The following is a 24205-nucleotide window of genomic DNA, read 5'->3' on the forward strand; positions in this document are numbered from 1 at the left end:
ATTTTCCCGAGGGGCCCGGTGCAGGTGACAATTTTTGTCAGTCCTTGGACCGGGCGGATGCAAGTCCTTTCATACGGCCCTGTACGCGCGGGACACGGGAAGACTTGGTTGCCCTTACACCTGGCCCCCGGGGGGCGCTTCGCCCCGGGTGGGAGGGGAGGAGCCTCTGTGGGGTGGGCGCGCCGCTGTCGGGCAGACCTGCGGGCGCCCGTTGCCAAGGGTGCGTCGCTGTGCCACGGTTGCCAGCCGTCGGGCCCGTTGGGTCTGCGACTGCGAACAGGCCAAACCAGCGAGCTGCACATGACCGAAGCCGTCCGGGACGCGTCCGCCACCACAGCCCTCGTGATCTGCCCCGAGGGGGCGGACCCTCACCGCCGCCTGCTGGGCCTGTCCCTGGGCGAGCGGCTCTTGCTGGCTCTCTCTTTCGGGGGCGTGCGTCAGGTGGTCTTCGTGGGCCCCGGAGAGCGGCCGCGTTCGGACCGCGCGAAGATCGAGGTCGTAGACCTCGCGTCTTGGCCCCCCGGGGGCCAGGTGATCGTGACCACGTCGGACGCGGTCTTCGATCGGGGCTTCGTTTCGGCGGGGCAGGTGCCCGAGGGCTTGCCTTTCCGCGTAATGTCCGCAGAAGAGGCGGCGGCGTGCGCCCGGGACGTCACTGGAACCGTGGCACGCCTTGGCGCCGGGGAAGCTCACGCCGGCCGGGGCTTCGGGATTCGGGTGGTGGACCGGCCGAGCGCCCGCCGCGCGCACCGGGCGCTGCTCTTGTCGCTGCGCAAGCCCATCGATGGCTTCATCTCGCGCAACCTCAACCGCTACATGTCGCTCGCCGTGTCCAGCTGGCTCGTGCGCACGGGCATTACGCCCAACATGGTGACGATCAGCATCGGGGTGCTGGGACTCCTGGCGGCCTTCCTGGTGGCGCAGGGACAACCCTGGTGGATGCTGGTGACGGCCGGGGTGCTGTTCCAGGTGCAGTCGGTACTGGACGGGTGTGACGGCGAGATCGCGCGGCTCACCTACCGGTTTTCCCATGTGGGCCAGTGGCTCGACACCGTGGGTGACGACGTCACCAACTACGCGTTCTGCTTTGGTCTTGCCTACGGACAGGCGGTGGTGCTGGGGCGGGCCGATCTCATGGCCTTCGGGGTGCTGACGCTGGGCGTGCAGATCGTGATGGCGCTCGTTTTGTACCGCCGGATGTTGCGCATGGGTGTGGGGGATCTGATGGCCATCCCCGATACGGTGACCTCGGGAGGCAAAGGCGGTGCGCTGGCCAAAGTGCTCAAGGTGTTGCGCGAGGCTTCGCGGCGCGACACGTTCATCCTGATCGTGGCGTCCTTGACCGCGCTCCAGCTGCCGCTCCTTGCGTTTTTCCTGTTCGCCGTGGGGACCTACCCCACCTTCGTGGCGGTGCTGGTGAACGAGCGGCGGCTCGCCAGCCAGGACAAGCAAAAGCGGGCCCTGCTCGACGAGGGGTCTACGCCCCAGGCCGTGTCCTGAGGTCAGGCGGCGTCCATGGACAAGTCGTTTTGGATCGAGCGTTGGGCCAACCGGCAAATCGGGTTTCACCTGCCTGACGTGAACCCCCGGCTGGCTCCGAACGTGGCACACCTCGGGGCGCCCGGCCGCGTGCTGGTGCCCCTGTGTGGCAAGACGGTGGACATGCAGTTTCTCGCGGCGCGCGGCTTCGAGGTCGAAGGCGTCGAGTTCGTGCCCGAAGCGGCCCAGGCGTTTTTCGACGAGGCGGGCGTGGTGCCCGAGAGGTTGTCGCGGGTGGGCTCCGGTGGCCAGGGCCGCCTCGAAGGGCTACGGCACGGCAACATCACCATTTGGGTGGGTGACATTTTTGCCATCGGCCCCGACCAGATCGCGCCCGTGGATGCCGTTTACGATCGCGCCGCCCTCGTGGCGCTCGAGCCCGCGACCCGGGCGGCGTACGTCGAGCGGCTCACGGCGCTCACCGCACCGGGCGCGTCCTTGCTGCTCGTCACCTTTGAGCACGACGGGGCCGGGGGGCCTCCGTTCTCCGTGGCCGCCGAAGAGGCCGAGGCGTTGCTGGCGCCCTCGTTCGGCGCGCGGCTGCTCGAGCGCATCGACGTGCTCGCGGACAACCCCCGGTTTCGGGACCGCGGCGTGACGAGGCTCTGCGAGCCGGTCTTCACGGGCCGGCGGGTCTGAGCCCCGGCGCCCGCAAGAGGCCGTCGTCCACCCAGCGCGACAAAAACGCCACCACCTGCCGGGCGGCGTCCTCTTCGTCGCTCGTTTCGCCCAGCCGCTCGCAGAGGGCGCCAAAGGTGGTGCCCGCGGCCACGAGGGCAAAGGCGCTGGCTTCCGGCGCAGGCAGGGGGCGGTGGTAGATCGTGCGGCCTTCGCGCCACACCAACAAAGCCGTGTCCTGCGGTGCGAGAGCCACGTGAGGCGCGGGGCCGGGCGCCACGTGGGCGCTCTCGAGGGCCCGCCAGGCCTCGTGCACGGGGTACGCGGCATCCACCAGGCGGTGGGCGCGCACAGCCAGCAGCGCCAAAGCGGTCAAGTCCTCGCTCGCCGCGGCGGCCACGTGGGCTCTCGTGAGCGCGTCGTCGTCGGCTTCGTCGAAGACATCGACGCGGGCCCACTCGAGAGCGGCCAGATCCGCAAGGCCGGGTGGCGCTGCCGAGAAGGTACGCAGGAACTCTGGAAAGCGGGCGCTGGCGTCGCGGGCCGAGGGCGCGCAGGGTGGGTGCGCTTCGATGTAGGCCGCGGCCGCCACCGTGAACCCCTCGTCGCCGAGCCACGCCCGGACGGCCGGGTAATCGGCCTGCAAGACGTCTTCCAGCAAGCGAAAGAAGTACATGCCGTTGTAGATGTCGAGGCGTCCGATCGCGTCCAGGCGCTCGTCGCCCACGACGTGATCGGTGAGGTACCGGGGTGGGTAGGGGGCGGCGTCCAGCGCCTCAGCCACGGTGCCCCGGGCCGTAATCAATCCGAAAAGCCGCCTCTGCAAGGCGGAGAGCGGCAAGGCGGGGGGGATTTCGTCATCCGGCATGGGACGTGTCTTGCGGAAGCGGAGGCGAGGGGCGGGGCGTCGGGGGGCGCTCGCCGTGAGGCACCGGCACCGGGCCGGTTTGCCGTTCGGCGCGGCGGCGGGCTTCATCCGCTTGGGCCACCACGTCGCCAAGTGGGGGAATCTCGGCGTCCCATTCCACCAGGGTGGACACGGGGCCACATCGGGCGATGGCCGCTTCGTAAAGGGCAAACACGCCCGGGGGCACGGGGTGATCGTGGGTGTCGAGCAACAATGCGCCCCGGCGCCGGTGGCCCGCCAGATGAATCTGGGCCACGCGCTCTGCAGGCACGCCCGCGATGAAGGTGTGGGCATCAAACCTGTGGTTGTGGGCGCTGACGAACACGTTGTTGACGTCGAGCAGCAGCAGGCAATCGGCCTTTTCGGCAAGGGCAGACAGGAACTCCCACTCGGTCATCGAGGAATGCGTGTAGGTGAGGTAGCTCGATACGTTCTCCACCACCATCTGGCGCTTGAGTCTGTCTTGCACGCGCCCGATCCGTTCCGCGACGTGGGCGAGCGCCTCTTCTGTGTAGGGAAGCGGCAGCAGGTCATGGGCGTAGTGCCCGTCGACTCCATTCCAGCAGAGGTGATCGGACACCCATGCGGGTTCGATCTCGTCCACGAGCCGACCGAGGTCTTCGAGGTAGCGCTCGTTGAGCGGGTCTACCGAGCCCAGGGACAGGGACACCCCATGCAATACGACAGGAAAGCGGCTGCGCACGGCGCGCAACATGCGGCGCGGGTTGCCACCGGGTCGCAGGAAATTCTCGGAGATCGCCTCGAACCAATCCACCCCCACGGGCCCCGTCTCGAGGGCCGCATAGTGGGGGGCGCGCAGACCGATGCCGTAGCCCAGAAAGGGTGTGGAGCGGGGCGCAGGGGGAGTGGGTAAGGTCATCAGGCAGCTCGGCGCACGGCAGCTTCGGCGTTCTCCGAAGCTGCCGTGTGCGCAGGAAGCGGGCTCAGCTGGCTTTGGCTTTGCAGCCGTCCTTGCCCTTGCAGCCGCTCTTGTCCTTGTCGTCCTTGGCCTTGCAGCCGTCCTTGCCCTTACAGCCGTCCTTGCCCTTGCAGCCGTCTTTCTCGGCCAGCAGTTGCTTGCCATCGACTGCTGTGTCGGCGGAGGCGGTGAGGGGGAGGCCGGCGCTGAGGAAGCCTGCGGCCATGGCTGCGATCAAAGTGCCCTTCTTGCTCATTTTCGTTTGCTCCTGTACTCGTTTTGGGGATGGGGGTGGCGGCCGTCGTTCGACGGCTTCGGAAGCGTTCGCTCCAAGGTCGCCCCGGCCGTCCCAGGCAGCGCCTCGTCGTGCACTGCCTTGGACGAAAGGGGATACGGGGGGATTCGGTTCGGGTTACGGGAATTTTCGTTCTTCGTTCGCGCTGCCCCGTACAGCCTAGAACGCCGGGGCGAGCATACCGTCGCCCGAGCCGGTCGGGCAATCCACCCCCCCCCCCGAGGGCCCGGGGTGTCGAATTCCCGGAGGTCGGCGAGTTCACGGTTTACCTGGCGGAAGGGGTGGGCATAATCGCCCCCTTCCGTGTCCGCGCCCGTCATCACCACCCACTACAGCAATCGGACCGAGGTTCTGGTGGAGGACTTGGCCCGTGTCGTGGCGTCGCCCCGGGGGGGCCCTTTCGCCCGGGAGACCATCGTGGTTCAGGGCCGGGGCATGGCGGCCTTCCTCACCCAGCAGCTGGCCGCGCGGCTCGGCGTGTGGGCAAACCCGGATTTCAGCTTCCCCCGCCGGTATGTCGAGCGGTGTCTGCAGGCGGTGATGGGCGAAGAGGTCTCGGGCGGCACCGTCTCCGAAGACAAGCTGACCTGGCTCGTACTGGCGGCCTTCGAGACCTGTCTCGACGCGCCGGTGTTTGCGCCCCTGCACCGCTACCTGCGCCAGGACCCCCAGCATCGCAAACGCTTTCAGCTGGCGCGCCGCCTGGGGACCCTCTTCGATCGATACCTCACCTACCGTCCCGAGATGATCCGCGCGTTCTCGGCGGGGGCGGACGCGGGGCTCGCCTCCGACCAGCTGTGGCAAGCGGCGCTGTGGCGCATCGTGGAACCCAAGCTCGAGGGGCGCCACGGGGCCGCGCGCGAGCCTCTGTGGCACGAGCGCCTGGCGGCCTTGTCCGCTCGTCCCGCGGCGCTGCCGAACAGGGTGTGCCTGTTCGGCATCTCGAGTCTGCCGCCGCAGTACGTGCGCGTGGTGGCGGCGGCCAGCCGCCTGGTCGAGACCCACCTCTTCGTGTTTTCTCCGAGCGACAAGGATTGGTGGAACAGCGCCGATCGCAGGAGCTGGGCGCAGGCGTTGTCCGAGGGCGCCGATCCGGTCGCACGCTACTTCGACAAAGGGCATCCCCTGGTGGCGTCGTGTGGCGCGGTGGGGGCCGACTTTCGCCGTGTGCTCACCGAAACTTTCGAGGCGTTGCAGATCGGCGAGGCGGTGCACGAGCGCTTCGCGAGCCCGCCCCTCACGTCGAACCTCAGCCGGCTGCAAGCCGATATCTTCGCTTTGCAGCCGTCCGCTCCCGTGAGTGCCCCCCCTCCGCCGCCGCGAAGCCGCAAGCGCCCGCAGCGCGCAGAGGCACAGATGGCTTTGCCCTTTGCCCCCGCCGCGCCTTCCGAGCCGGCCGCGTCTTCAGACTTCGTGGCCGACGAGAGCCTGACCGTTTTGGCCTGCCACGGGCCCATGCGGGAGGTGGAGGTGTGCCGCGATCACCTGCTGGCCTTGCTCACGCGCACGCACGATCCCGTGCGGCCTCACGAGGTGGTGGTGATGATGGCCGACGTGGAGACCTACGCGCCCTTCGTCGAAGCGGTGTTCGGCGAAGATCCGGCTTCGCCGACGTACATCCCCTACCGCATCGCCGATCGCGCCTTGCGCACGGAGAGTCCCTTGGTGGATGCGTTCTTTCGAGCGCTGGACCTGGTGGGCTCCCGGCTGACCGCGCCGGCGGTGCTGGACGTGCTGAGCGCGCGGGCTCTCGAGGCCCGGCTAGACCTTTCGGATCTCGATCGGGTGGCCACCTGGGTTGTGGACGCGGGGATCCGCTGGGGTTTGGACGAGGCGCATCGTCAGGCGCACGGCCAGCCGGCCACCGCGCAGAACACGTGGCGCTTCGGCATCGACCGGCTGCTGCTGGGGTACGCGATGCCGGCCGATGGTCAGGCCACGTTCGCCGACGTGTTGCCTTACGACGAAGTCGAGGGCAAAGCGGCGGCGGAGCTTGGCACCTTCGTCGCCTTCGTCGAAGAGTTGTTTGCGCAGCTGCGCGCGCTCGAGGAGCCACGGCCCGTGGCAACGTGGCGAGAGGACTTGCTCCGTTTCCTCGAGCACCTGGTGGGACGCGGGGAAGAGACGGATCGCGAGCATCAGATCCTGCGTGAAGGGCTGGCTGCGCTCGCGTCCGAGGCGGCTGAGGCGGCGTTTTCGGCGCCCCTCGCGCTCGGCGTGGTGCGCGCGTGGCTCGAAGAGCGGGTGGAGGCGGCCCTGCCCGAGCGCGGCTTTTTGGCGGGTGGGGTCACGTTTTGCGCCATGGTGCCCATGCGCTCGATTCCCTTCCGCGTGGTGTGTCTTTTGGGCATGAACGACGGTGTGTTTCCCCGCGCCACCCGGCCGCCGCCCTTCGATCTGGTGGCACGTGGGCCGGAGGGCCCAAATCCCGGCGATCGGGATCGTCGGCTCGATGATCGCTACCTCTTTCTCGAGACCCTCTGCGCTGCGCGGGAGCGGCTGATCATCACGTACACCGGGCAGAGCATTCGGGACAACGCCGTACGCCCGCCCTCCGTGTTGGTGAGTGAGTTGCTGGACGCGCTCGCAGGCCCCGATCCCCGTCGCCGCGATGTCATCGAACACGCCCTGGTGGTGCGGCACCCGCTGCAGGGGTTCTCCCGCCGCTATTTCGACGGCGGCGACGCGCGCTTGTTCACCTTCGCGAAGGCCGCTGCCGAGCGCGAGGTGCAGCCCGAGGCTGCGCCCGCCTTTTTTTCGCGGGTGTTGCCGCCCATGCCGCACGAGGGCCAGGTGGCGCTGCCGGAGCTCCTGCGCTTTTGGCAAGACCCCCTCCGGTTCCTGCTGCAGCGACGGGTGCGTGTGGACTTCCCCGAAGGCGCCGCCGACATTCCGCACCGCGAGCCCACCGTGCTGTCGCCGCTCGACAAATACGACCTGGGGTCCCGCTTGCTGGCGCTGGCGGGCGATGCCTCGGGGCGTGAACGGACAAACACGCTCGTGCGGGCCACGGGGCTCTTGCCCCTGGGGGCGCTGGGCACCGTTGCGCTCGAAGCTTTGGGTGAAGAGGCCGAAGCCGTGGCGAAGCTGGCCCGCGCGTTGGCCACGGGACCTCGGGCGCCTTTGCACTTCGATCGTCCCCTCACCTCGCGCCTTCGCCTCGTGGGAAGTTTGAGCCCGCTCTTTGCGACGGGGCTCGTGGCGCATCAGTTTGGGCGCATTCGGTGGCGGCAGCAGATGAGCGCGTGGCTTCGCCATCTGGTGCTCAACTGGCTTGCGCCGAAGGGCGTTGCCTTGCTCACGACGCTCGTGGGACGCGCATCGGGCGAAGCGGCGGAAGCCGTGCAATGGACGCCCGTGGAACAGGCCGAAGATCACCTGTCGGCCCTGGTGGAGCTGTTCTTTCAGGGTCAAAACGCGCCGCTGCGGTTTTTGCCCGAAGCCTCGCTGGCCTTTGCCGAGGCGCAGCTCGCCGAGGGCGGCAGGAAAAAGGATCCGATGGCGGTGGCCGTGAAAGGTTACGAAGAACGGGCGAAGTTCGCCCTTCATTGGAACCGCACGCTGCCCGAGGGCGCGCCCCCGTTCGAGGACCTCATCACTGAGGGGCCTGCCTTCGAGGTCTTGGCGCTGAGCGTGGGGCGGCCGCTCTTGGCCCACCGCAAAGCGTGGAAGGAGGGCGCCTCGTGAGCCGAGACCAGGGATTCGACCCGTTCAGGGTTGCCTTGGCCGGACGAAACGTCGTTGATGCCAGCGCCGGCACGGGAAAGACCTACGCAATCACGACGCTGGTGGTTCGGCTTTTGTTGGAGCGGCGTTTGCGCGTGCGGGATGTGCTGGTCGTCACCTTCACCGAGGCGGCCACGGCGGAGCTGCGGGACCGTGTGCGCCGGCGCCTGCGCGACGCCTGGGAGGCCGTGGTGGCCGCGGAGACGGGTTTACCCCTGACCTCGGAGCTCGGGCGCTACGTGGCCGAGCGCAGGAGCCGCGCAGGTCTGGCCGAAACGGATCGCGCGTGGCTCGAGCTGGCGCTCGAAGAGATCGACGAGGCGCCCATTTCCACGATCCATGGGTTCTGTCAGCGGGTGCTTTCCGATGCAGCCCTCGAAAGTGAAGTGCCGTTCGAGGCCGAGCTCATCGCCGATGGCCGCCCGCTCCGGGACGAGGCCGTCTTCGACTTTCATTCTCGCGATCTGGCCGCCTTGCCGCTTTCACAAGCCAAGGCCGTCTGTGACGCCGTTGACCTGAAGTTCTGGCAGGGCCTGGCCGACAAGGCGCTCTGCAACCCCGAGGCGCGCATTCTGCCGTCCCGGCACGACGATCGCGAGCAGGCCCTCGCCCTGGCCTTGGACCGGCTTCGTGCCTCCTGGCATCGCGCCGAGGTGCAAGCGGCCCTCGCGCAGCATCCTCATTTCACGAAGCCACCCAGCCCGCAGTGGGTGCCCAAGTGGTTGGCCCAGATCGAAGAGCTGCTCGCAAGCCCAGAACCTCCCGCAGACTTGCCGAACGGGGTGAGACAGCTGTGCCGGACGGCCCTCGCGAACCGCTCGCGGGAAGGACGTGCCCCGGCGCACCCCGTCTTCGAGGCGCTCGATGCCCTTGCGGAGCTGGAAGGCCCGGGCAGCCACATGGACCCACCGGCGGTGCTCGCGGCCAAGCGCCGCTTCGTGCAGTTCCTCGCAGACGAGCTGCCCCGGCAAAAGCTGGCAGCCGGTACCATGACCTTCGACGATCTGCTGCTGCGGCTACGGGACGCTCTTGCGGGGGCTTCGGCCGCCTCCTTGGTGGCCGCCGTGAGGCGCCAGTTCAAGGCGGCGCTGATCGACGAGTTTCAGGACACGGACCCCGTGCAGTTTGCGATCTTCGAGGCGTTCTTCGCCGAAGCGCCCGGGCCGCTCTTTTTGATAGGCGATCCCAAACAGGCCATCTACAGCTTTCGCGGCGCCGACGTGAACGCGTACCTGAGCGCCGTTCGTCGCGCGCACACGCAGCACCACACGATGGCCGTCAACTGGCGCTCGGATCCGCGCTTGATCAACGCCGTGAACGCGCTGTTTGCGCCGCGGCCCGAGGTGCCGGCCCCTTTTTTCATCGACGGTATTTCCTTTTCGCCCGTGGGGCCGCGGCCAGACGCCCGCGACGTCTGCGAGGCGGGTGACCGCTCCGGCCCGCTCGAGGTCTTGCTGGGTGAGCCTTCCGACATGCAAGAGGAGCGGATCGCGGCGCTGGTCGCCGCAGACATCTGCCGCCTGTTGAACTCGGGCGCTCGCATCGCGGGGGCCCCGGTGCGCCCCGCCGACGTGGCGGTGTTGACCCGCTCCAACGGTCAAGCCGTGCAGGTGCAACAGGAGTTGCGGCGCTTGCAGATCCCTGCCGTGTTGCTGGGCGACAAGAGCGTATTCGATGCGCCGGAAGCCACCGAGCTTTTGACCGTGTTGGCCGCCATCGTGGAGCCCACGAACGCCGCGGCTTTGCGCCGGGCCCTGGCCACCGAGCTCCTCGGGCTGTCGGCGCCCGAACTCGTAGCGCTCGAAGACGACGCTGAGGGGTGGGCCACGTGGTCGGAACAGTTTCGCGGCTGGCACGAGGTGTGGCTGTCCACGGGCTTCGTGCCGATGTTCCGAAGGTGGCTGGCCCACGAGCGGGTCCAGCCGCGGCTTTTGCGGCTCCCCGATGGAGAGCGACGGATCACGAACTTGCTGCACCTGATGGAGCTCGTCCACCGTGCCGCCGAGGCGCATCACCTGGGCCCCGCGGGCGTGCTGCATTGGCTCTCCCATGCGCCCACCCGGGCGGACGGCGGCATGGCGCCCGAAGAGGCGCAGATCCGGCTCGAGAGCGACGAGGCCGCCGTGAAGCTCACGACGGTTCATCGTGCGAAGGGCCTCGAGTACCCCGTGGTGTACTGCCCATTCGTGTGGCGGGACTTCTTGATGTTGCCTTCCGATCGCGCCGTGCTTCGCTTTCACGACGAAGAGGGAAAAACGGTCCTGGATCTCGGTTCGGCCCAGTTCCCGCAGCACATGCACAAGGCGCGCCTCGAGGGGCTGGCCGAGAACATCCGCTTGCTGTACGTCGCGCTCACGCGGGCGAGACACCGGTGCACGCTGGTGTGGGGCTACGGCAACAACTTCAAGGAATCTGCGCTGGCCTCCTTGCTGTTCCCGCTGGCCACCCGGCAAGCCGATAGTGACTACTGGGCGCCCGATCCCTTTGGCCATTTGGGCAAGCTTTCGTTGGAGGATCTGCGGCCGCCGCTTTCCGCCTGGAGCGCGCGCTGCGACGGCGCCGTCACGGTTTTCCCGCTGGCGGGCGACGACGTCGCTCCCTACCGCGTGCACACCACACCCATGCCTCTCGGGCCTGCGCGGACGGTGGAGGCGCGCATCGAAGATTGGCGCCGCACGACCAGCTTCTCGGCGATGATCGCTGCTGCCGCTCACGGCACGTGGGTCGCCGGGGACGAGGAGGGTGGGCGCGACCGGGACGAGGGCAGCCTCGACGACGAACGCACGGGGCGCGGAAGCGCAGAGGTGCCGCTAGCCACGTTCCCGCGCGGCGCGAAGGCGGGCAACTTCTTTCATGCGCTGCTGGAGACAGTCGACTTTGCGGCGGAGGCCGAGGGACACACTGAAGCCGTGCGGGCGCAACTGGCCCTGCATCGTTTTCCCGCGGAACCTTGGGGCGACACGTTGCCGCTCGTGCTCGCGGACCTCATGCGCACGCCGCTGCCTCTTGACGAGGGCCACGTGCGCCTGTGCGACGTGCCGCCCGAAGAGCGGGTGTCCGAGCTCGAGTTTGCGCTGCCCTTGCTTCCCGCGGGGCAGCGCCTGTCAGGCGCGTTGGCCGATGCGTTCGCGTGCGACGCGGAGACCGAGGCGGAGCGCCTTTACGCCACGCGTGTGGGGCAGTTGCCGCTCGGCACCTTGCAGGGATTCGTCAAGGGCTTCGTCGACCTGGTGTTCTCGTGGCAGGGTCGCTACTACGTTGCGGACTACAAGACCAATCACCTGGGGCCGCGGTTTTTACACTACGGAGCCGAGGCGCTGGGACAGGCCATGGTGAACGGTCACTACTTTTTGCAGTCGCATCTTTACGCCCTGGCGTTGAATCGGCACTTGGCGCGCACCGCGGCGTCCTACACCTACGAGGCCCACTTCGGCGGTGTTCTCTATCTCTTCTTGCGAGGCATGAGCCCGCGCGCGCCGCGCGGTACGGGCGTGCATTTTCACCGACCCTCCTTGGCCCGCATGCAGGCGCTGGATGCGGCGTTCGGAGGACCTCGGGCGGTGAAGACATGAAGCGGGAACGACCCGACGTCCAAGACCTCTTCGGTCGCCTCGAGGCCTTTCGTTCTCGGCATCTCTTGGCCGACATCGACGTGCAGCTGGCCCACGCCCTCGCGCGTCTTGCACCCGATGCCTCTGCCGATGTGTTGTTGGCGGCGGCGCTGGCGAGCCGGGCGGTTCAACAAGGCCACGTCTGCGTGGATCTGGCTGCGCTTGCGGGCCAGCCTCTGACCACGGAGGGTGAGGAGGCGCTGGGTGAAGAGGCGCTGCCGTCTCTGTCGGCGTGGCTTGCGTGCCTGCGTGACAGTACGCTGGTGGCCCCCGCGCCCGACGACCGCGCGCCGCGCCCCCTGGTGCTGGACGCCCGCGGCCGGCTTTATCTTTTCCGCTATGCCCGGTACCAACGATGGCTGGCAGAGGCCTTGAACGCCCGGGCGGGGAGGCTCGAGACGGTGGACGTACGAGCGTTGCGTGCAGGCCTTGCCCGCTTGTTCCCTGAAGGCGCCAGCGACGAACAGCGTCTGGCGGTGGCCGTGGCGGTGGTGCGTAACCTGAGCGTGATTTCGGGGGGACCGGGCACCGGCAAGACCTTCACGGTGGCACGCCTTTTGGCCCTGCTGCAGGAACTTGCGTGGGCCGAGGGGGGGCCTTTGCGGGTGTTGGCCCTGGCGCCCACGGGCAAAGCGGCCCAGCGCCTGGGGGAGTCGATGGCAGCCGCCGTGGCCTCGCTCGATTGTGCACCGGCGGTGCGTGAATGCCTGCTGGCGCCCACGTCGACGATTCATCGCGCCTTGGGGTTCCTGCCGCAAACACCCACGCGCTTTCGTCATGACGCCCACAACCCTTTGCCCGCAGACGTCGTGCTGGTGGACGAAGCCTCGATGGTGGATCTCGCGCTCATGGCGAAGCTGGTCGTGGCCGTGCCTCCGCACGCGCGGCTCGTGCTTCTTGGCGACAAGGACCAGCTGGCCTCGGTGGAAGCCGGTTCGATCCTGGCTGACATCGCAGGGGAAGGGGCGTCGCCGGGTGTGTCCGCGGCCATGGCCGCCCGGCTTGGGGAGCTGGGGCTCACGGTGCCCGTGGTCGGCGGCGCGCCCGGTCTCGCAGATGGGTGCATCCTGCTCACCCGGAGCCGACGTTATGACCCCGAAAGCGGCATTGGCGCGCTGGCGCGGGCCGTGAACGCAGGCGATGCGGCGGCGGCCGTGGCGGTCGCGGAAGCGGGGCGCGACGTGCGTCTTTTGCCTCAGGGACCTGGATTGCACGGCCGGATGGTGGACGACGTGCGGGCGGTCTTCGCAGGCCTGCGCAGCCTGCCACCACGCGAACGGCTGACGCGGCTTTCGCGCTTCAAGATCCTGTGTGCTCATCGCAAGGGGCCTCACGGCGCCGAGCAAGTGAACCGTGATCTCGAGGCTCTGCTGGTGAGGGACGGAAGCATCGATGCCTCCCGAACGTGGTACGACGGGCGCCCGCTCTTGGTGACCGCCAACGACCCCGTGCTGGAGCTGTGGAACGGTGACGTGGGCATCGTATGTGTCGATCCGGTGACGGGCGTGCCGCTTGCTCACTTTGCGGGCGCGGAGGGGCAGGGCACCCGTGCCTTCGCACCGGCGCGGCTGCCTCCCCACGAAACGGTTTTTGCGATGACGGTGCACAAGAGCCAGGGCTCCGAGTTCGAGCACGTGGCCTTGCTGCTACCGGACAAACCCTCTGCCGTGCTCACCCGTGAGCTGGTGTACACCGCCATCACCCGCGCCCGCCGGCGCGTGGACATTTATGGAGCGGCCGAGGTGTTGGCGGCCGCGATCACGCGGCGGGTGCAGCGCGCGTCGGGCTTGCGCGACGCTCTCTCGTAGGTGCCACCCCTGTGCCATGTCCCCGCGTTGTCATTGAGGCGGGTGGTGAGAAGGGCTCGAAGAATTTACCTGCGTGACATGCGACAAGGTGCGGGGTTCACCGTCACCCGCACATGAGACACACAACATTGCGAACGCGAAAGCGTTCGGTGCCCCTGGGGGCACTTCCCCTCCTTCTTCTTCCCGCCTGCCTCTCTGGGTCACTTCCTGACTCACCGGGGGCTGATCCCGACATCGCGATGGTGAGTCAAGCGGCGGTTGGTCCCGGTTTCACCCAGCCTACGGCCCCGGTGGGCACGATCTTGAAGGCGTGGGACATCTCCCCGAACAAAACCACGCGTACCACCACGGCCGGCTACCGGCAGGGTTACCTGTTTTCCGACACCCGCGAGTTCGGCATCCAGGTGTGGAACATCGCCAACTGGAACACCGTGTCCGAGGTCGAGTTCACCTCCGTGCCTGCCCACCCGTCCAACCATCACCACTTCCTGGTGAACGGCTACTACATGAACTCGAGTGGTGGGGGCGAAAAGCTCAACATTTGGAACATGTCGGACATGACCAACATCACCTTGTTGGCGACCAACCCTCCCGAGTTCCCGTACGCCCGGCGCCAACCGGACAATCAACGACGCGACTGGATGCCTTTGCCGTTTGTATACACGGGCCAAAATGGCTACAGATCGGCACCCAACCCAGGGCTGATTGTCGACTCCCGGATCGCTCCCGGCACGAACAACGCGAACGTGCTGGCCGCAATCAACTACGAAACTACGCTTGGATTTCCAGGTCAGCCGCTAGCAATCGGAAATCTCCTGATCGTGGCCGCCTCTGTGCGCGGCGACGGCGTGGCGGTCTACGACGTCGGAAACCCTCGAGCTCCCGTGCTGCTCGACAAAATCACCGGAGTCGGCTTTGGCTATGAACCCTCCATCTGGCGCAACTACGTGGTGCTGGCGAATGACACACAGACCGGCGAAGTCGATGAGGTGAAGCTCATCGACTTTTCGGATCCGACCGATCTCAAGTACCGTCTTCGGATCGCGGGCACAACCGATATGGGCGTCAGCCGGTATGCGCAGTTCCAGGACGACTCGATGTTCGTGGGCGACGGCAAGTACAACCTGGCGCCCTACAAGCAGAGCGGCGCGTTCGTCGAGGTCGCCGCAAACCCCCAGCAAACGTTCGACGCGGGCGACGAGTATCTGCTGCCGCTTGGCAACGTGGTGGTTGTGTTCGATCGCGACGGTGGCACCGCGCGCGCCATCGTGCACCAGGCGACGCCGGACGTCACGCCTCCCTCGGTCAGTTTCCACAACCCTGCAAGCGGCGCCACGAATCAGCCCGTGACCACCCGGATCGGTCTCGTGATCAACGAGACGCTCGAGGATTCCACGGTCAATACGACGAACATCACGGTGCGCCCCACGGGGGGCACTGCCATCGCGGGAACCATCTCCATGACGGACAAGGACGTCATTACTTTCCATCCCGCAGCCGATCTTCTGCCCGGCACCACCTACCAGGTCACTGTGCGCGCCAACGGCCTCTCGGACGTGGCAGGCAACAAGCTCAGCAGCGACTTTTCGTTTTCGTTCACCACGGCGGGCGGCACCGTTCAGAATCTTCCTCCGGTCATCACCAACGTTCAGACGACCTACCCGGGCACCACAGGCACCAGCATGAGCTTCGTGGTCACCGCCAGCGACCCTGACGGCAACACGCCCTTGCAGTACCAGTTCGAGACCGGCTCGACCACCAGCACGTATCAGAGCTCGTCAACGTTGACCCACACCTTCGCCACGGCCGGTCACCACACGGTCAACGTCCGTGTGCGCGACGCCAACGGTGCTGTCAGCGCGCCTTACAGTGTGATTGCCACCGTGCTCACCTCCGTGCCCTCGGGCGCCAAGCCCCGGCAAAGTGGCCCCATCGTCTTCGATGCGGCCACGGACGCCGTGTGGGTGGTTAACCCCGATACCGATACGATCGCCCGGATCAACGCGATCAACCGCCAGAAGACGGAAGAGCGCGCCGCTTGCAAGAAGCCTGAGTCTCTCACCATCGACACCACGGGCAAGGTGTGGGTCGCCTGTGCGGGGGACGACCGCCTCGTGATCGTCACCCCCGGCGTGACCGCCACGGAAACCGTGACGATGCCGCGCGGCTCACGGCCGTTTGGTATCTTGGCTGATGCCATCGGCAACGTGTTCGTGTCCCTCGAGGGTTCCGGACGCGTGAGCAAGGTCGACACCAGCACCAAGCAAATCACCGCCACGTTGAACGTGGGGCCTCGGCCCCGTGCTTTGGCCCTGAACGGCGCGGGCACTCGCTTGTTCGTCACGCGGTTCATCTCACCCGATGACGGCGGACGCGTGTGGGAGCTCAGCCCCTCCGCGATGACCTTGACCCGCACGCTCACGCTGGCGAACACCACCGATGCCACCCTCGACACCGGTAGCAACGGACGCGGCGTGCCCAACTATCTCGCGGGCATCGCCGTGTCGCCCACGGGCGACCGTGCGATCGTTGCGGCCTCGAAGATGAACGTGTTCCGCGGCACCTTCCGCGACGGGCAGGACCTGGCCCCTGACCTCACCCTGCGCGCCCTCATGTCCGTGCTGAACCTCAGCACCAACACCGAGACGACTCGGGTGGACGTGGACAACAACGCGCAGCCCTCCGCCGTGGCGTTCTCGCCTTACGGTGACTACGAGTTCCTCGTCATGCAGGGCAGCAACGCGGTGGAGATTCGCGACGCCTTCACGGGCAACACGGTTTACCGGCCGTCTACTGGAAGCACGCCACAGGCGCTTGCCCCGCAGGGTCTGGTTCTCGACGACGAGCGCCAGCAGCTCTTCGTGCAGAACTTCATGGGCCGCGCCGTGACGGTGTTCGACCTGAGCGCGCTTCTCGTCCGAGGGCAATCGGCGGCGCCCGTGCTCGCCACCGTCGGCACGGTGGCCACTGAAACGCTCTCCGCGAACGTCCTGGCCGGCAAACGGATCTTCTACAACGCTGAAGACGATCGCATGTCCGAGGACGACTACATCAGCTGCGCGGGCTGCCACATCGATGGGGGCGACGACGGCCGCACGTGGGACTTCACGGGCCGCGGCGAAGGCTTGCGCAACACGATCACGCTGCAGGGCCGCGCCGGTCTCGGACACGGCAAGCTGCACTGGACAGCCAACTTCGACGAGGTCCAGGACTTCGAGAACGACATCCGGAACGCCTTTGGCGGTCTGGGGTTCTTGGCGGACGCAGACTGGAACGACCCTCAGGTGCAAAATCCTCTCGGCACCAAGGCGAAGGCGGGCCGCTCCATCGCGCTCGATCAGTTGGCGGCGTATGTGGCGTCCCTGGGTGCGGCGACCGTACCCAAATCGCCGAACCGCACGGCCAGCGGCGCGCTCACGGCGGCTGCCGAGGCCGGAAAGCTGGTGTTTGCCTCAGCGGGCTGCGCCACCTGTCACAGCGGGCCGAACTTCACCGACGGGCTCATGCACGACGTGGGCACGCTCAAGGCGGGCTCGGGCAAACGCATCAACGCCACCCTCACGGGCATCGATACGCCCACGCTCATCGGCGTGCACGCCACGCCTCCCTATCTGCATGACGGCTCGGCCGCCACGCTGAACGCGGTGTTCGATCAGTTCGACGCCACGGCCCCCGCGGGCTCCGAGAAGCGCGCGCACAACCTGGGCGCGTTCACCGCCCAGCAACGGGCAGACCTCGTGACCTACCTCGGACAAATCGATGAACCCGCACCTGTTTCGGGCGCGTTCGTGGAGTCCGGAGGCCTGGTGGTCATGGAAGGCGAGCACTTCACCGCCAGCGACACCCTGGGTGACGTTACGGCGTGGGAGACCGCTTCGGCGCCTGCGGCCGCGGGGGGCAGCTACGTGCGAACCCCCGAGCTGAACCTGGCCTTCAAGGAATGGAACGCGGGTGCGGCGCAGCTGAGTTACGACATTCAGGTGCAGACCGCGGGCACGTACACCATCTGGGTGCGTCGCATCGCCACCAACCAAAATGACGATTCGGCGTGGTTGGGCCTCGGCGAGACGTCGCTCAATCGCCTGGACAACACGGGGGCGGGAACGTGGGTCTGGAAGAAGCACGGCACCACGGCTTCGCTCCTGGCAGGCGTCAATCGTCTGAACTTGCGACGTCGGGAAGACGGCTACGGAGTGGACCGCATCGTGCTCAGCACGAACAGCGCCTATCAGCCTGGCTCCGTCAACGGAGGCCTGGGTCCTGACGAAAGCGCGCGGAGTGGCGCAGGTGGCGCAGGCGGCAGCGGTGGCACGGGCGGCAGCGGTGGCACGGGCGGCAGCGGTGGCACGGGCGGCAGCGGTGGCACGGGCGGCTCCCCGGGTACGGGTGGCACGGGTGGCAGCACGGGGACCGTCCTCCTGCAGGACGATTTCTCCGACGGCAACTGGACCGGCTGGACCACGGGCGCCGGCAGCTGGTCTGTCACGGGCGGCAAACTCGTGCAGGCGAACAACGCGGATGCGATGGCCGTGTGGTCGGCGCCTGCAGCGTTGCAGTGGTCGAACTACACGGTGGAGGCCACGCTCGAGACCGTCGATGACGACCGCATCGGCATCGCCTTCCTGCACCAGAGCGCTACCAACCACTACCGCGTGTATTCGGACCTCCAGAACAACGTGCTGGTGCTCCAGAAGGTTGCCAACGGGGTCGCCACGACCTTGAAGCAGCAAGCGGGGGGCAAGCCCGCCAACACGCCCTTCCTGGTGAAGGTGACCCTGGGGGGCGGAACGATCTCCGTCGAGGTCGATGGGGTGGCCGCCTTCGGAGGCCCGGTGGCTGACACCACCTTCTCCACGGGCACAGTTGGGTTCTACAACTGGTTCAACACGGGCTCGAAGCTGGACGCGATCAGCGTCGTCGCAAACTAGCGAGGCGTGAATCGGGCGCGGGGCGTTGCGTCCCGCGCCCGGTGAGCTTGTCGGCCCCACCGACAACCATCGACCAACGGGGCGAGGGCCATCCCCCGCCCCTATGCCGATTAGGCCACGGGGCGACGACGCTCAGTCATAGACGCCGCTGGGTGGCTCCGTGGAGAGGTTCGACTCGACCAGAATGCGGTGAAAGCCGATTCCCTCCTCTCGATACGCAAACTCGAGCGTGTGGCTGCCCGCAGAGAGTGTCGGCTGTACGACGGCGTTCGAGGCGTTGGAGTCGCGCACGTCTGCCCAATCGTAATTGCCCACCGGCACGATGTTGTCCCACTTGATCCAGGTGCCTTGATCGACGCGCACCCAGAGCGAATCAGACGACGTGGACGGCACGTCGACCAGGACCCAGAACTTGACCTTCGTCGTCGCTCCCAGGCGGAAGTCGAATCGGGCGTAGCCGGTGCTGGGGGCAGCGCTCAGGCTGTTGTAGCCCGGAAACACCTTGCCTCGTTCGTCGGTCCAGTCCCAGAACATGGGCGACGAGTAGGACCCGCCCGAAGCGTCGCGAATGACGAGAGGGTAGTCGCCGCTGGCGAAGCCGGAGCAGGCCACGTTCGAGGGCGTTCCCGTGTAGCCCGGAGCGGACCGGCACCACCCGGAAGCAGCCCGTCGACTGACGCGTTGTACACCAAGCTCGCGCTACTTCTGCACCGAGGAGAAAGCCCCGGAAGCCTGCTGCTTTTGGACCTGGTAGGTGGTGGCGCCTGCCACGGCGGTCCAGGTGAGCCGAATGCGGTTGCTGCCGCTTTCGTAATCGAGAACCGGGGGAGCCAGAGGTGAGACGAACGCCGTGGGGGAGTAGTTCACGTCGTCGGTGAAAACGAGGGCGTCCAGCTGCACGCTGTTCTCTCGGTACGCCACCTCGAAAAGGTGGGCGCCCGCGGAGAGGTTGAACGTGACGGCGGGCTTGTTGCCGTTGACGCTGTCGTGAACGAAGTCCCAGTGCCAGGCCGAGCCGAGAGCGATGTCCATCCAGCGCACCCAGCTGCCGTTGTCGAAGCGAACCCACAGCGAATCCGAGGTGGTGCTCGGGGCCTTGACGCGCCCGAACACGCCGTAAACGCCGGCGTTCGCCAGCTCGATGCGGTACCGCGCGATGCCAGTGGCAGGCGGGGCATTCAAGCTGTTGAGCCCCGACGGCACACTGACGAACGAGCCGTCGGAGGCCAGCACGGCGTCCTCGATCCGCAAAGGCGAGGTGATGCTGTTGCCGTCATCGAAGCTCGCGAACCGCACAGACTCCGCTTCGACCCAGAGGGTATCCGCTCGTGAGCTGCCGGCGGACAAGGAAGGCAGCACCGCCGCGGCTGCCAGGGACAGGAACATCTTCTTACGCATGATTTCCGTTTCTTGCACCCGGGGTTGAAAGAATGTGGGTGCTGCTACCTCGACGGCGCCTGGGCCAAAAGTCGCAAAAAAAATCCACCAGCGCACTTACGTCGGCGAGGTCGCGACGCCCCAATTCATGGATGTCTGATACGCGCTGCCCTGATGGGCTCGCCGCCAGGCGCCGTCTCCCATCGGCCTGCCCGATGGATCGCGGCCCGATTATCTATTGGGCGGAAGGGACCCTGCGGCGCAAGTTAGCCCCAGGAGGTCTCCCGATGACTGCAATGCCCCGTTCCGAACCGACACGTGCTTTGCCATGGGTGGTCGTGCTTGCTGGAGGCGAAGGCCGGCGCCTTGGCCCGCTCACGGCGGCCCTCTATGGGCGCCCGGTGCCCAAGCAGTTCGCCGTTTTGGATGGCTCCCGGTCGCTGCTACAGAACACCCTGGTGCGGGCGCTGGCCTTGACGTGCCCCGAGCGCGTCCTCGTGGTGGTCAACGCCCGGTACAGGCTTGAAGCCGAGGAACACACCTGCGAGTTCAAGGGTGTACGTCTCGTCACCCAACCCATGAGCGGGGGAACAGCCCTGGGGATGCTCCTGCCGCTTCTTCTCGTGGCTGATGAAGATCCCGACGCCAACGTGGTTTACCTGCCCTCGGATCATCACTTCAGTCACCCCGACAGGTTCGTGCACACGGTTTCCGATGTGCTCGCGGACCCCACCCGTGGTGACCACGTGGTGCTGCTGGGCGCGGAGCCCTCGGCGCCAGAGACAGATTTTGGTTGGGTGGTTCCTGCGCGAGACACCCAAAGGGAAGGAGGGCTCGGCGACGTGCGGCTCTTCGCGGAAAAGCCCGAAGCACGGGTGGCGCGGCACCTTCTGTCGTCGGGCGGTCTGCTCAGCACGTTCGTGACGGTCGGCACGGCCCGCGGGTTCCGGGCCGCCTTCGATGCGCACCTGCCGCGCCTCACACGGGCGTTGGCCGGCGCCGTCCAACATCGGCGCTGGCAGGCTCTCAAGGTCACATTTTTGTCGTTCGGAGGCGCCAGCTTCAGCCGCGACGTGCTCGAGCGCATGCGCAACCTCAAGGTTGCTCGGCTGCCTCCCTGTGGCTGGCACGACCTGGGAACGCCCGCGCGCGTGCTGGGCGTTTTTCCCTCCGTGCCGCAGCTTCGGAAGCTGCAGACCGGAATCGCGCGAGCCGAGAGTCCGCTTCGCTGAGGTTCGGACGAGAGGCTCGCTGCTTCATCCGACCGCAGGGGCTGCCCGATCGGCCAGCGTCGCTCGGTGCGCGGGAGCTTCGGCAGCCTGTGCCAGGCGCGTCCTCAGCACCACCAAGGTCATCCACAGCAAGTCCGCCACCAGCAAGTGCACGAGCTGGAGGGCGATGGGCGCGAGCAAAAGAAGGTTCACGAGCCCCAGGGAAAGCTGGACCAGCACGAGGGCCGCAAGCGCCGTGGCCGTGCCCCGTAGGGCCTCGAAGCCCTCTCGCATGGCAAGGCGGGCCGCAAGGGCCAGCAGGTAGGCTCCGAAGCCTACCGCAAGGAATGGGTGCCACAGGCGCAGGCGCACGAACGCGTGTGCGGTGGCCGTGAAATCGTCTTGTAGACCCGCGCTGAGGCTGGAGGAAGGGAACAATGTGTCGCCAAGCGCCGCGATGGCGCCGCTCACCGCCACGAGCGCCACGCCCCCCAAGCCTAAGTCGAGGGCCAGGCGGTAGCGGTTGCGGGGCAAGGCCAGGGCAGGGCGCTCGCGCGAGAGCCACCAGGTGACGGTGAGTGAGGCCACCAGGGCGAAGGTGTTGAGCAGGTGTCCGGTCATCCACCAGGCACGGGCCACCGACTTGTTGCCGGCCACCATCTCGAAGAGCACGAGGCCTCCGCCCACCAGGGCTTCGGTGATCATGAACACTAGGCTCGCGCCAGCGGCCCGGCGGGCCCCCTGCCCGCGTGCAAACACGCGGCGCGCCCACAGGTACTGGATCACCACGAAAACGAACGCCAGGCCGGAGGTCACCCGGTGGGTCAGCTCGATGAGCGTCTCAACGCTGCGCTCGCGCGGGAGCACTTCACCGTTGCAGAGCGGCCAATGGTTGCCGCAGCCCGCGCCCGAGCCCGAAGCGCGCACGAAGGCACCCCACACGATGACTGCCAAGGTGGCGCCTATGACGGCCAGGCTGAATCGGGAGAAGCGCGAAGTCGACACGGCGCCGTCATAGCGCCACCGGCGCCGAGGTGCAAAGCAGACAGGAGCCCTCAGGGTAAAGACGCGCGCAGAGCGTCGCCTCGCACCTCGTAAACGGGGGCGGGGTCCACGCGGCCATGGTCAGGCCCAAAGCGGATCTTTCCGGTGACGCCCGGGAACTCGGCGCCGCTGCTCAACAGCCGCAGCACGTCGGCCCGCGACCGGGCGCCGCGGTCCACGCAGGCCCGCAGAAGATGCACCCCATCAAAGCCGAAGGCGTCGCTGGCGCCAGGATCGCGGCCGTAGAGGGTTCGAAAGTCGGAGACGAAGCGGGCGGCCGTGGCTTGTTGTGGATCGGCATGGAAGCCCGGGGCGACCAGTGCGCCCTGCACGTACCGGCCCGCGCGATCTAGCAGGCGCTTGGAGGCACCGGGTGCGGTGGACAGCAGGAGCACGTTACGCCTGGCGGGCGTGGTGCCGCGCTTCGGCTTCTCACTGACAGCAGCCACCACCTGAGCGGCCGGCTGGGGCCAGAGGTCGGCCACGGCCAGCGCCGGCGCGATGAGCTCCAGTTTGTCGGCCGTGTCGGGCACGAACAGCGCCTCCCAGCGCTGCTTTTTGAGCACCTCGACCTCGCGGGTGAACGAGGTGGCGCCGGCCGGGTACTTCACCTCGGCCACGACCAGCCCCCCCAGGGCGCCGATGGCCTGCCGGAAGGCCTCTGCCGTGCGGCCTGCCGCTGCGGTTTCCGGCGCCAAGATCGAAAACGTACGAACGCCCCGGCTGCGTGCCGCTTGCGCCAGCGCGCGGGCGCGCGCGTCCGTGTCGTGCACCAGCTGAAACGCCGACGTTTGCGCGCCTGGGTTGGCGCCGCCCAGCACCAGGTACGGAACGCCGTCGCGGCTCATCTGGTCGACGGTGGCGGGATCCGCCATGCCCACGATGCCGAGCACGGCCTCTTCACGCGCCAGCTCCGTGGCCGCCGTGAGGGGCCCGCCCCGGCCCGTGGTGTCGCGCACCATCACCTGCACGGGGGCGACGTCTTGGGCCGCCGCGGGGGCGCCGATCGCCACCACGGCTCCGCGGGTGAGGGCAAGCCCGAGCTGCTGCCCGCGCCCCGAGAGCGGTACAGAGAGCCCCAGGCGCCCGGGATCCCCCGTGCCGGCCCAGGCGCTGCCCGCGCTCGAGGCCACTGCGTCCAGGCGCTTGCGAAGTTCTCCCGCCTCTTCACTGGCGCGTTTGGCCTCGTCGGCGCGTCCCTGGCTGGCGAGCGCCACGGCGGCTTTCGGTCCCAGCGCCGCCCGCGCCACCATCCCGTCGGTGTCGCGCCACAGCGCGAGCGCTTCGTCCACCGAAACACGGGACACCACCGCCTCAGCCCGGTGCAGCGCGAACGCCCGCTCGTGGGGGGCGGCCCTGTCCGCGTAGCGTTGCCACGCGGCCAACGTGGCTTGCACCTGCCCGGCCGCGGCGGCGGCTTCGGCAAGGGCCACGTTGCCCATCATGGCCGTGCGGGCGGCGTCGAGGCCCGGCACCGTCAGGCCCGCAGGATCGTCGGCGAAGGGTGCCAGGCGCTGCCACGCCGCAGGATCGCCGAGGCGCGCCTCGGCCACACCCGCCAGAAAGTTCGTGACGGCATCCGCCTGCGTGCCCGGCCCAAGGACCGCGCGCGCGCCCGCAGCGTCGCCTTGTTCCAGGAGCACGAGCGCCAGCAACGCCGTGGCCCGCGGGCGAACGCTCCCGGACCCGTGGTCGCGCAGCGCCTGGGCAAGCCCCTTCGCCGCGTCCAGGTTGCCCTGGCGGTGTTCGTTCACCGCGCGTTGGTAATCGGCCTCGGCGCCTGCCAGAGCGGCGGCGGTGCCCGCGTCGCTCTCGCCGGCGTCCGATGAGGATGTATCCGGGCCCCCTTCGGGGCTGCCGAGACTCACGCCTTGAGCGCGTGCACCTGTGGCGCAAGCCCCCAAAGCCAACATGACGGTTAGAAGCGCCGAGCCGCGCATGGTCCCGGTTTTACCAGGGGCGCGTCTCCCGCACACCTCCCGCGTCACATTTCGGTCGTTGCAGCCCTAGACCCAGGCGGGCCGTGGCCCCCGTCTCAGTGCGCGTTCCGGGCCGCCCAGGGGGACGGCATGCCCATCAGAACCTGCTCCATCGCCACCATCTGGCGCAGTTTGTACATCTCGTCCGGCGTCAGCACCTGCGCGCCTGTGCTCGTCCCCTCTTCCACCGCATCTTCCCAGTCCGGCGTCCTCGGCTTGATGTGTCGCAGTGTCATGTCTCCC

The 24205-nt window shown here is 67.8% G+C and carries 15 protein-coding genes; 7 read left to right on the forward strand and 8 right to left on the reverse strand.

All coding sequences use genetic code 11. From position 1 onward, the window contains the following. Nucleotides 1–300: 300 nt before the first annotated feature. Together KA712_06830 and KA712_06835 are read left to right on the forward strand one after the other, a co-directional pair. Nucleotides 301–1500, forward strand: coding sequence for a CDP-alcohol phosphatidyltransferase family protein (locus KA712_06830; GenBank protein MCG5052657.1), 1200 nt, complete (start codon nucleotides 301–303; stop codon nucleotides 1498–1500). Between the two features lie 15 nt (nucleotides 1501–1515). Continuing rightward, nucleotides 1516–2178: a hypothetical protein gene (locus KA712_06835; protein ID MCG5052658.1), complete on the forward strand. Its 663-nt coding sequence runs from the start codon at nucleotides 1516–1518 to the stop codon at nucleotides 2176–2178. Here the strand turns inward: KA712_06835 and KA712_06840 are convergent. The 3 genes from KA712_06840 to KA712_06850 form a co-directional block, all read right to left on the reverse strand. Next, a complete protein-coding gene (locus KA712_06840; GenBank protein ID MCG5052659.1) occupies nucleotides 2159–3025 on the reverse strand; it encodes a putative DNA-binding domain-containing protein in 867 nt (288 codons plus the stop codon). The genes KA712_06835 and KA712_06840 overlap by 20 nt on opposite strands. Beyond that, nucleotides 3015–3944 carry a DUF692 domain-containing protein gene (locus KA712_06845; GenBank protein MCG5052660.1) on the reverse strand — a complete coding sequence of 310 codons (930 nt, stop codon included), beginning with the start codon at nucleotides 3942–3944 and terminating at the stop codon, nucleotides 3015–3017. Before KA712_06845 ends, KA712_06840 begins: the two co-directional genes overlap by 11 nt. A 64-nt stretch (nucleotides 3945–4008) precedes the next feature. Then, nucleotides 4009–4239 (reverse strand): hypothetical protein, encoded by a 231-nt coding sequence (locus KA712_06850; protein MCG5052661.1) that lies wholly within the window; start codon nucleotides 4237–4239, stop codon nucleotides 4009–4011. A gap of 342 nt (nucleotides 4240–4581) precedes the next feature. Between KA712_06850 and recC the strand changes: the two genes are divergently transcribed. The 4 genes from recC (at nucleotide 4582) to KA712_06870 (ending at nucleotide 18351) form a co-directional block, all read left to right on the forward strand. Continuing rightward, on the forward strand, nucleotides 4582–7965 hold the full coding sequence (recC, locus tag KA712_06855) for an exodeoxyribonuclease V subunit gamma (GenBank protein MCG5052662.1): 3384 nt from the start codon (nucleotides 4582–4584) through the stop codon (nucleotides 7963–7965). Next, the gene (gene recB, locus KA712_06860) at nucleotides 7962–11576 is read left to right on the forward strand and encodes an exodeoxyribonuclease V subunit beta (GenBank protein ID MCG5052663.1); all 3615 of its coding nucleotides are present in this window, start codon (nucleotides 7962–7964) and stop codon (nucleotides 11574–11576) included. The genes recC and recB overlap by 4 nt, the downstream gene beginning before the upstream one ends. Then, a complete protein-coding gene (recD, locus tag KA712_06865) occupies nucleotides 11573–13423 on the forward strand; it encodes an exodeoxyribonuclease V subunit alpha (GenBank protein ID MCG5052664.1) in 1851 nt (616 codons plus the stop codon). The genes recB and recD overlap by 4 nt, the downstream gene beginning before the upstream one ends. Before the next feature lie 239 nt (nucleotides 13424–13662). Beyond that, entirely contained in the window at nucleotides 13663–18351 is a 4689-nt protein-coding gene (locus KA712_06870) for an Ig-like domain-containing protein (protein MCG5052665.1), read from the forward strand. 132 nt (nucleotides 18352–18483) lie between these two features. On the opposite strand, the gene KA712_06875 is transcribed toward KA712_06870, so the two are convergent. Together KA712_06875 and KA712_06880 are read right to left on the reverse strand one after the other, a co-directional pair. Continuing rightward, nucleotides 18484–18963, reverse strand: a complete 480-nt coding sequence (locus tag KA712_06875) for a hypothetical protein (protein ID MCG5052666.1) — start codon at nucleotides 18961–18963, stop codon at nucleotides 18484–18486. 87 nt (nucleotides 18964–19050) lie between these two features. Beyond that, nucleotides 19051–19749 (reverse strand): hypothetical protein, encoded by a 699-nt coding sequence (locus tag KA712_06880; protein ID MCG5052667.1) that lies wholly within the window; start codon nucleotides 19747–19749, stop codon nucleotides 19051–19053. Nucleotides 19750–20015: 266 nt separating this feature from the next. On the opposite strand from KA712_06880, the gene KA712_06885 reads away from it, so the two are divergent. Further along, on the forward strand, nucleotides 20016–20960 hold the full coding sequence (locus KA712_06885; GenBank protein ID MCG5052668.1) for an NTP transferase domain-containing protein: 945 nt from the start codon (nucleotides 20016–20018) through the stop codon (nucleotides 20958–20960). Between the two features lie 24 nt (nucleotides 20961–20984). Here the strand turns inward: KA712_06885 and KA712_06890 are convergent, their stop codons facing one another. The 3 genes from KA712_06890 to KA712_06900 all read right to left on the reverse strand — a co-directional run bounded on the left by KA712_06890 (nucleotide 20985) and on the right by KA712_06900 (nucleotide 24198). Next, a complete protein-coding gene (locus tag KA712_06890; GenBank protein MCG5052669.1) occupies nucleotides 20985–21944 on the reverse strand; it encodes a COX15/CtaA family protein in 960 nt (319 codons plus the stop codon). Between the two features lie 50 nt (nucleotides 21945–21994). Next, nucleotides 21995–23923 (reverse strand): penicillin-binding protein activator, encoded by a 1929-nt coding sequence (locus KA712_06895; protein MCG5052670.1) that lies wholly within the window; start codon nucleotides 23921–23923, stop codon nucleotides 21995–21997. A 95-nt stretch (nucleotides 23924–24018) separates the two neighbouring features. Further along, nucleotides 24019–24198 (reverse strand): hypothetical protein, encoded by a 180-nt coding sequence (locus tag KA712_06900; protein ID MCG5052671.1) that lies wholly within the window; start codon nucleotides 24196–24198, stop codon nucleotides 24019–24021. Nucleotides 24199–24205 lie beyond the last annotated feature (7 nt).

It is taken from the genome of Myxococcales bacterium, assembly GCA_022184915.1.
Taxonomy (GTDB): domain Bacteria; phylum Myxococcota_A; class Polyangia; order Fen-1088; family Fen-1088; genus JAGTJU01.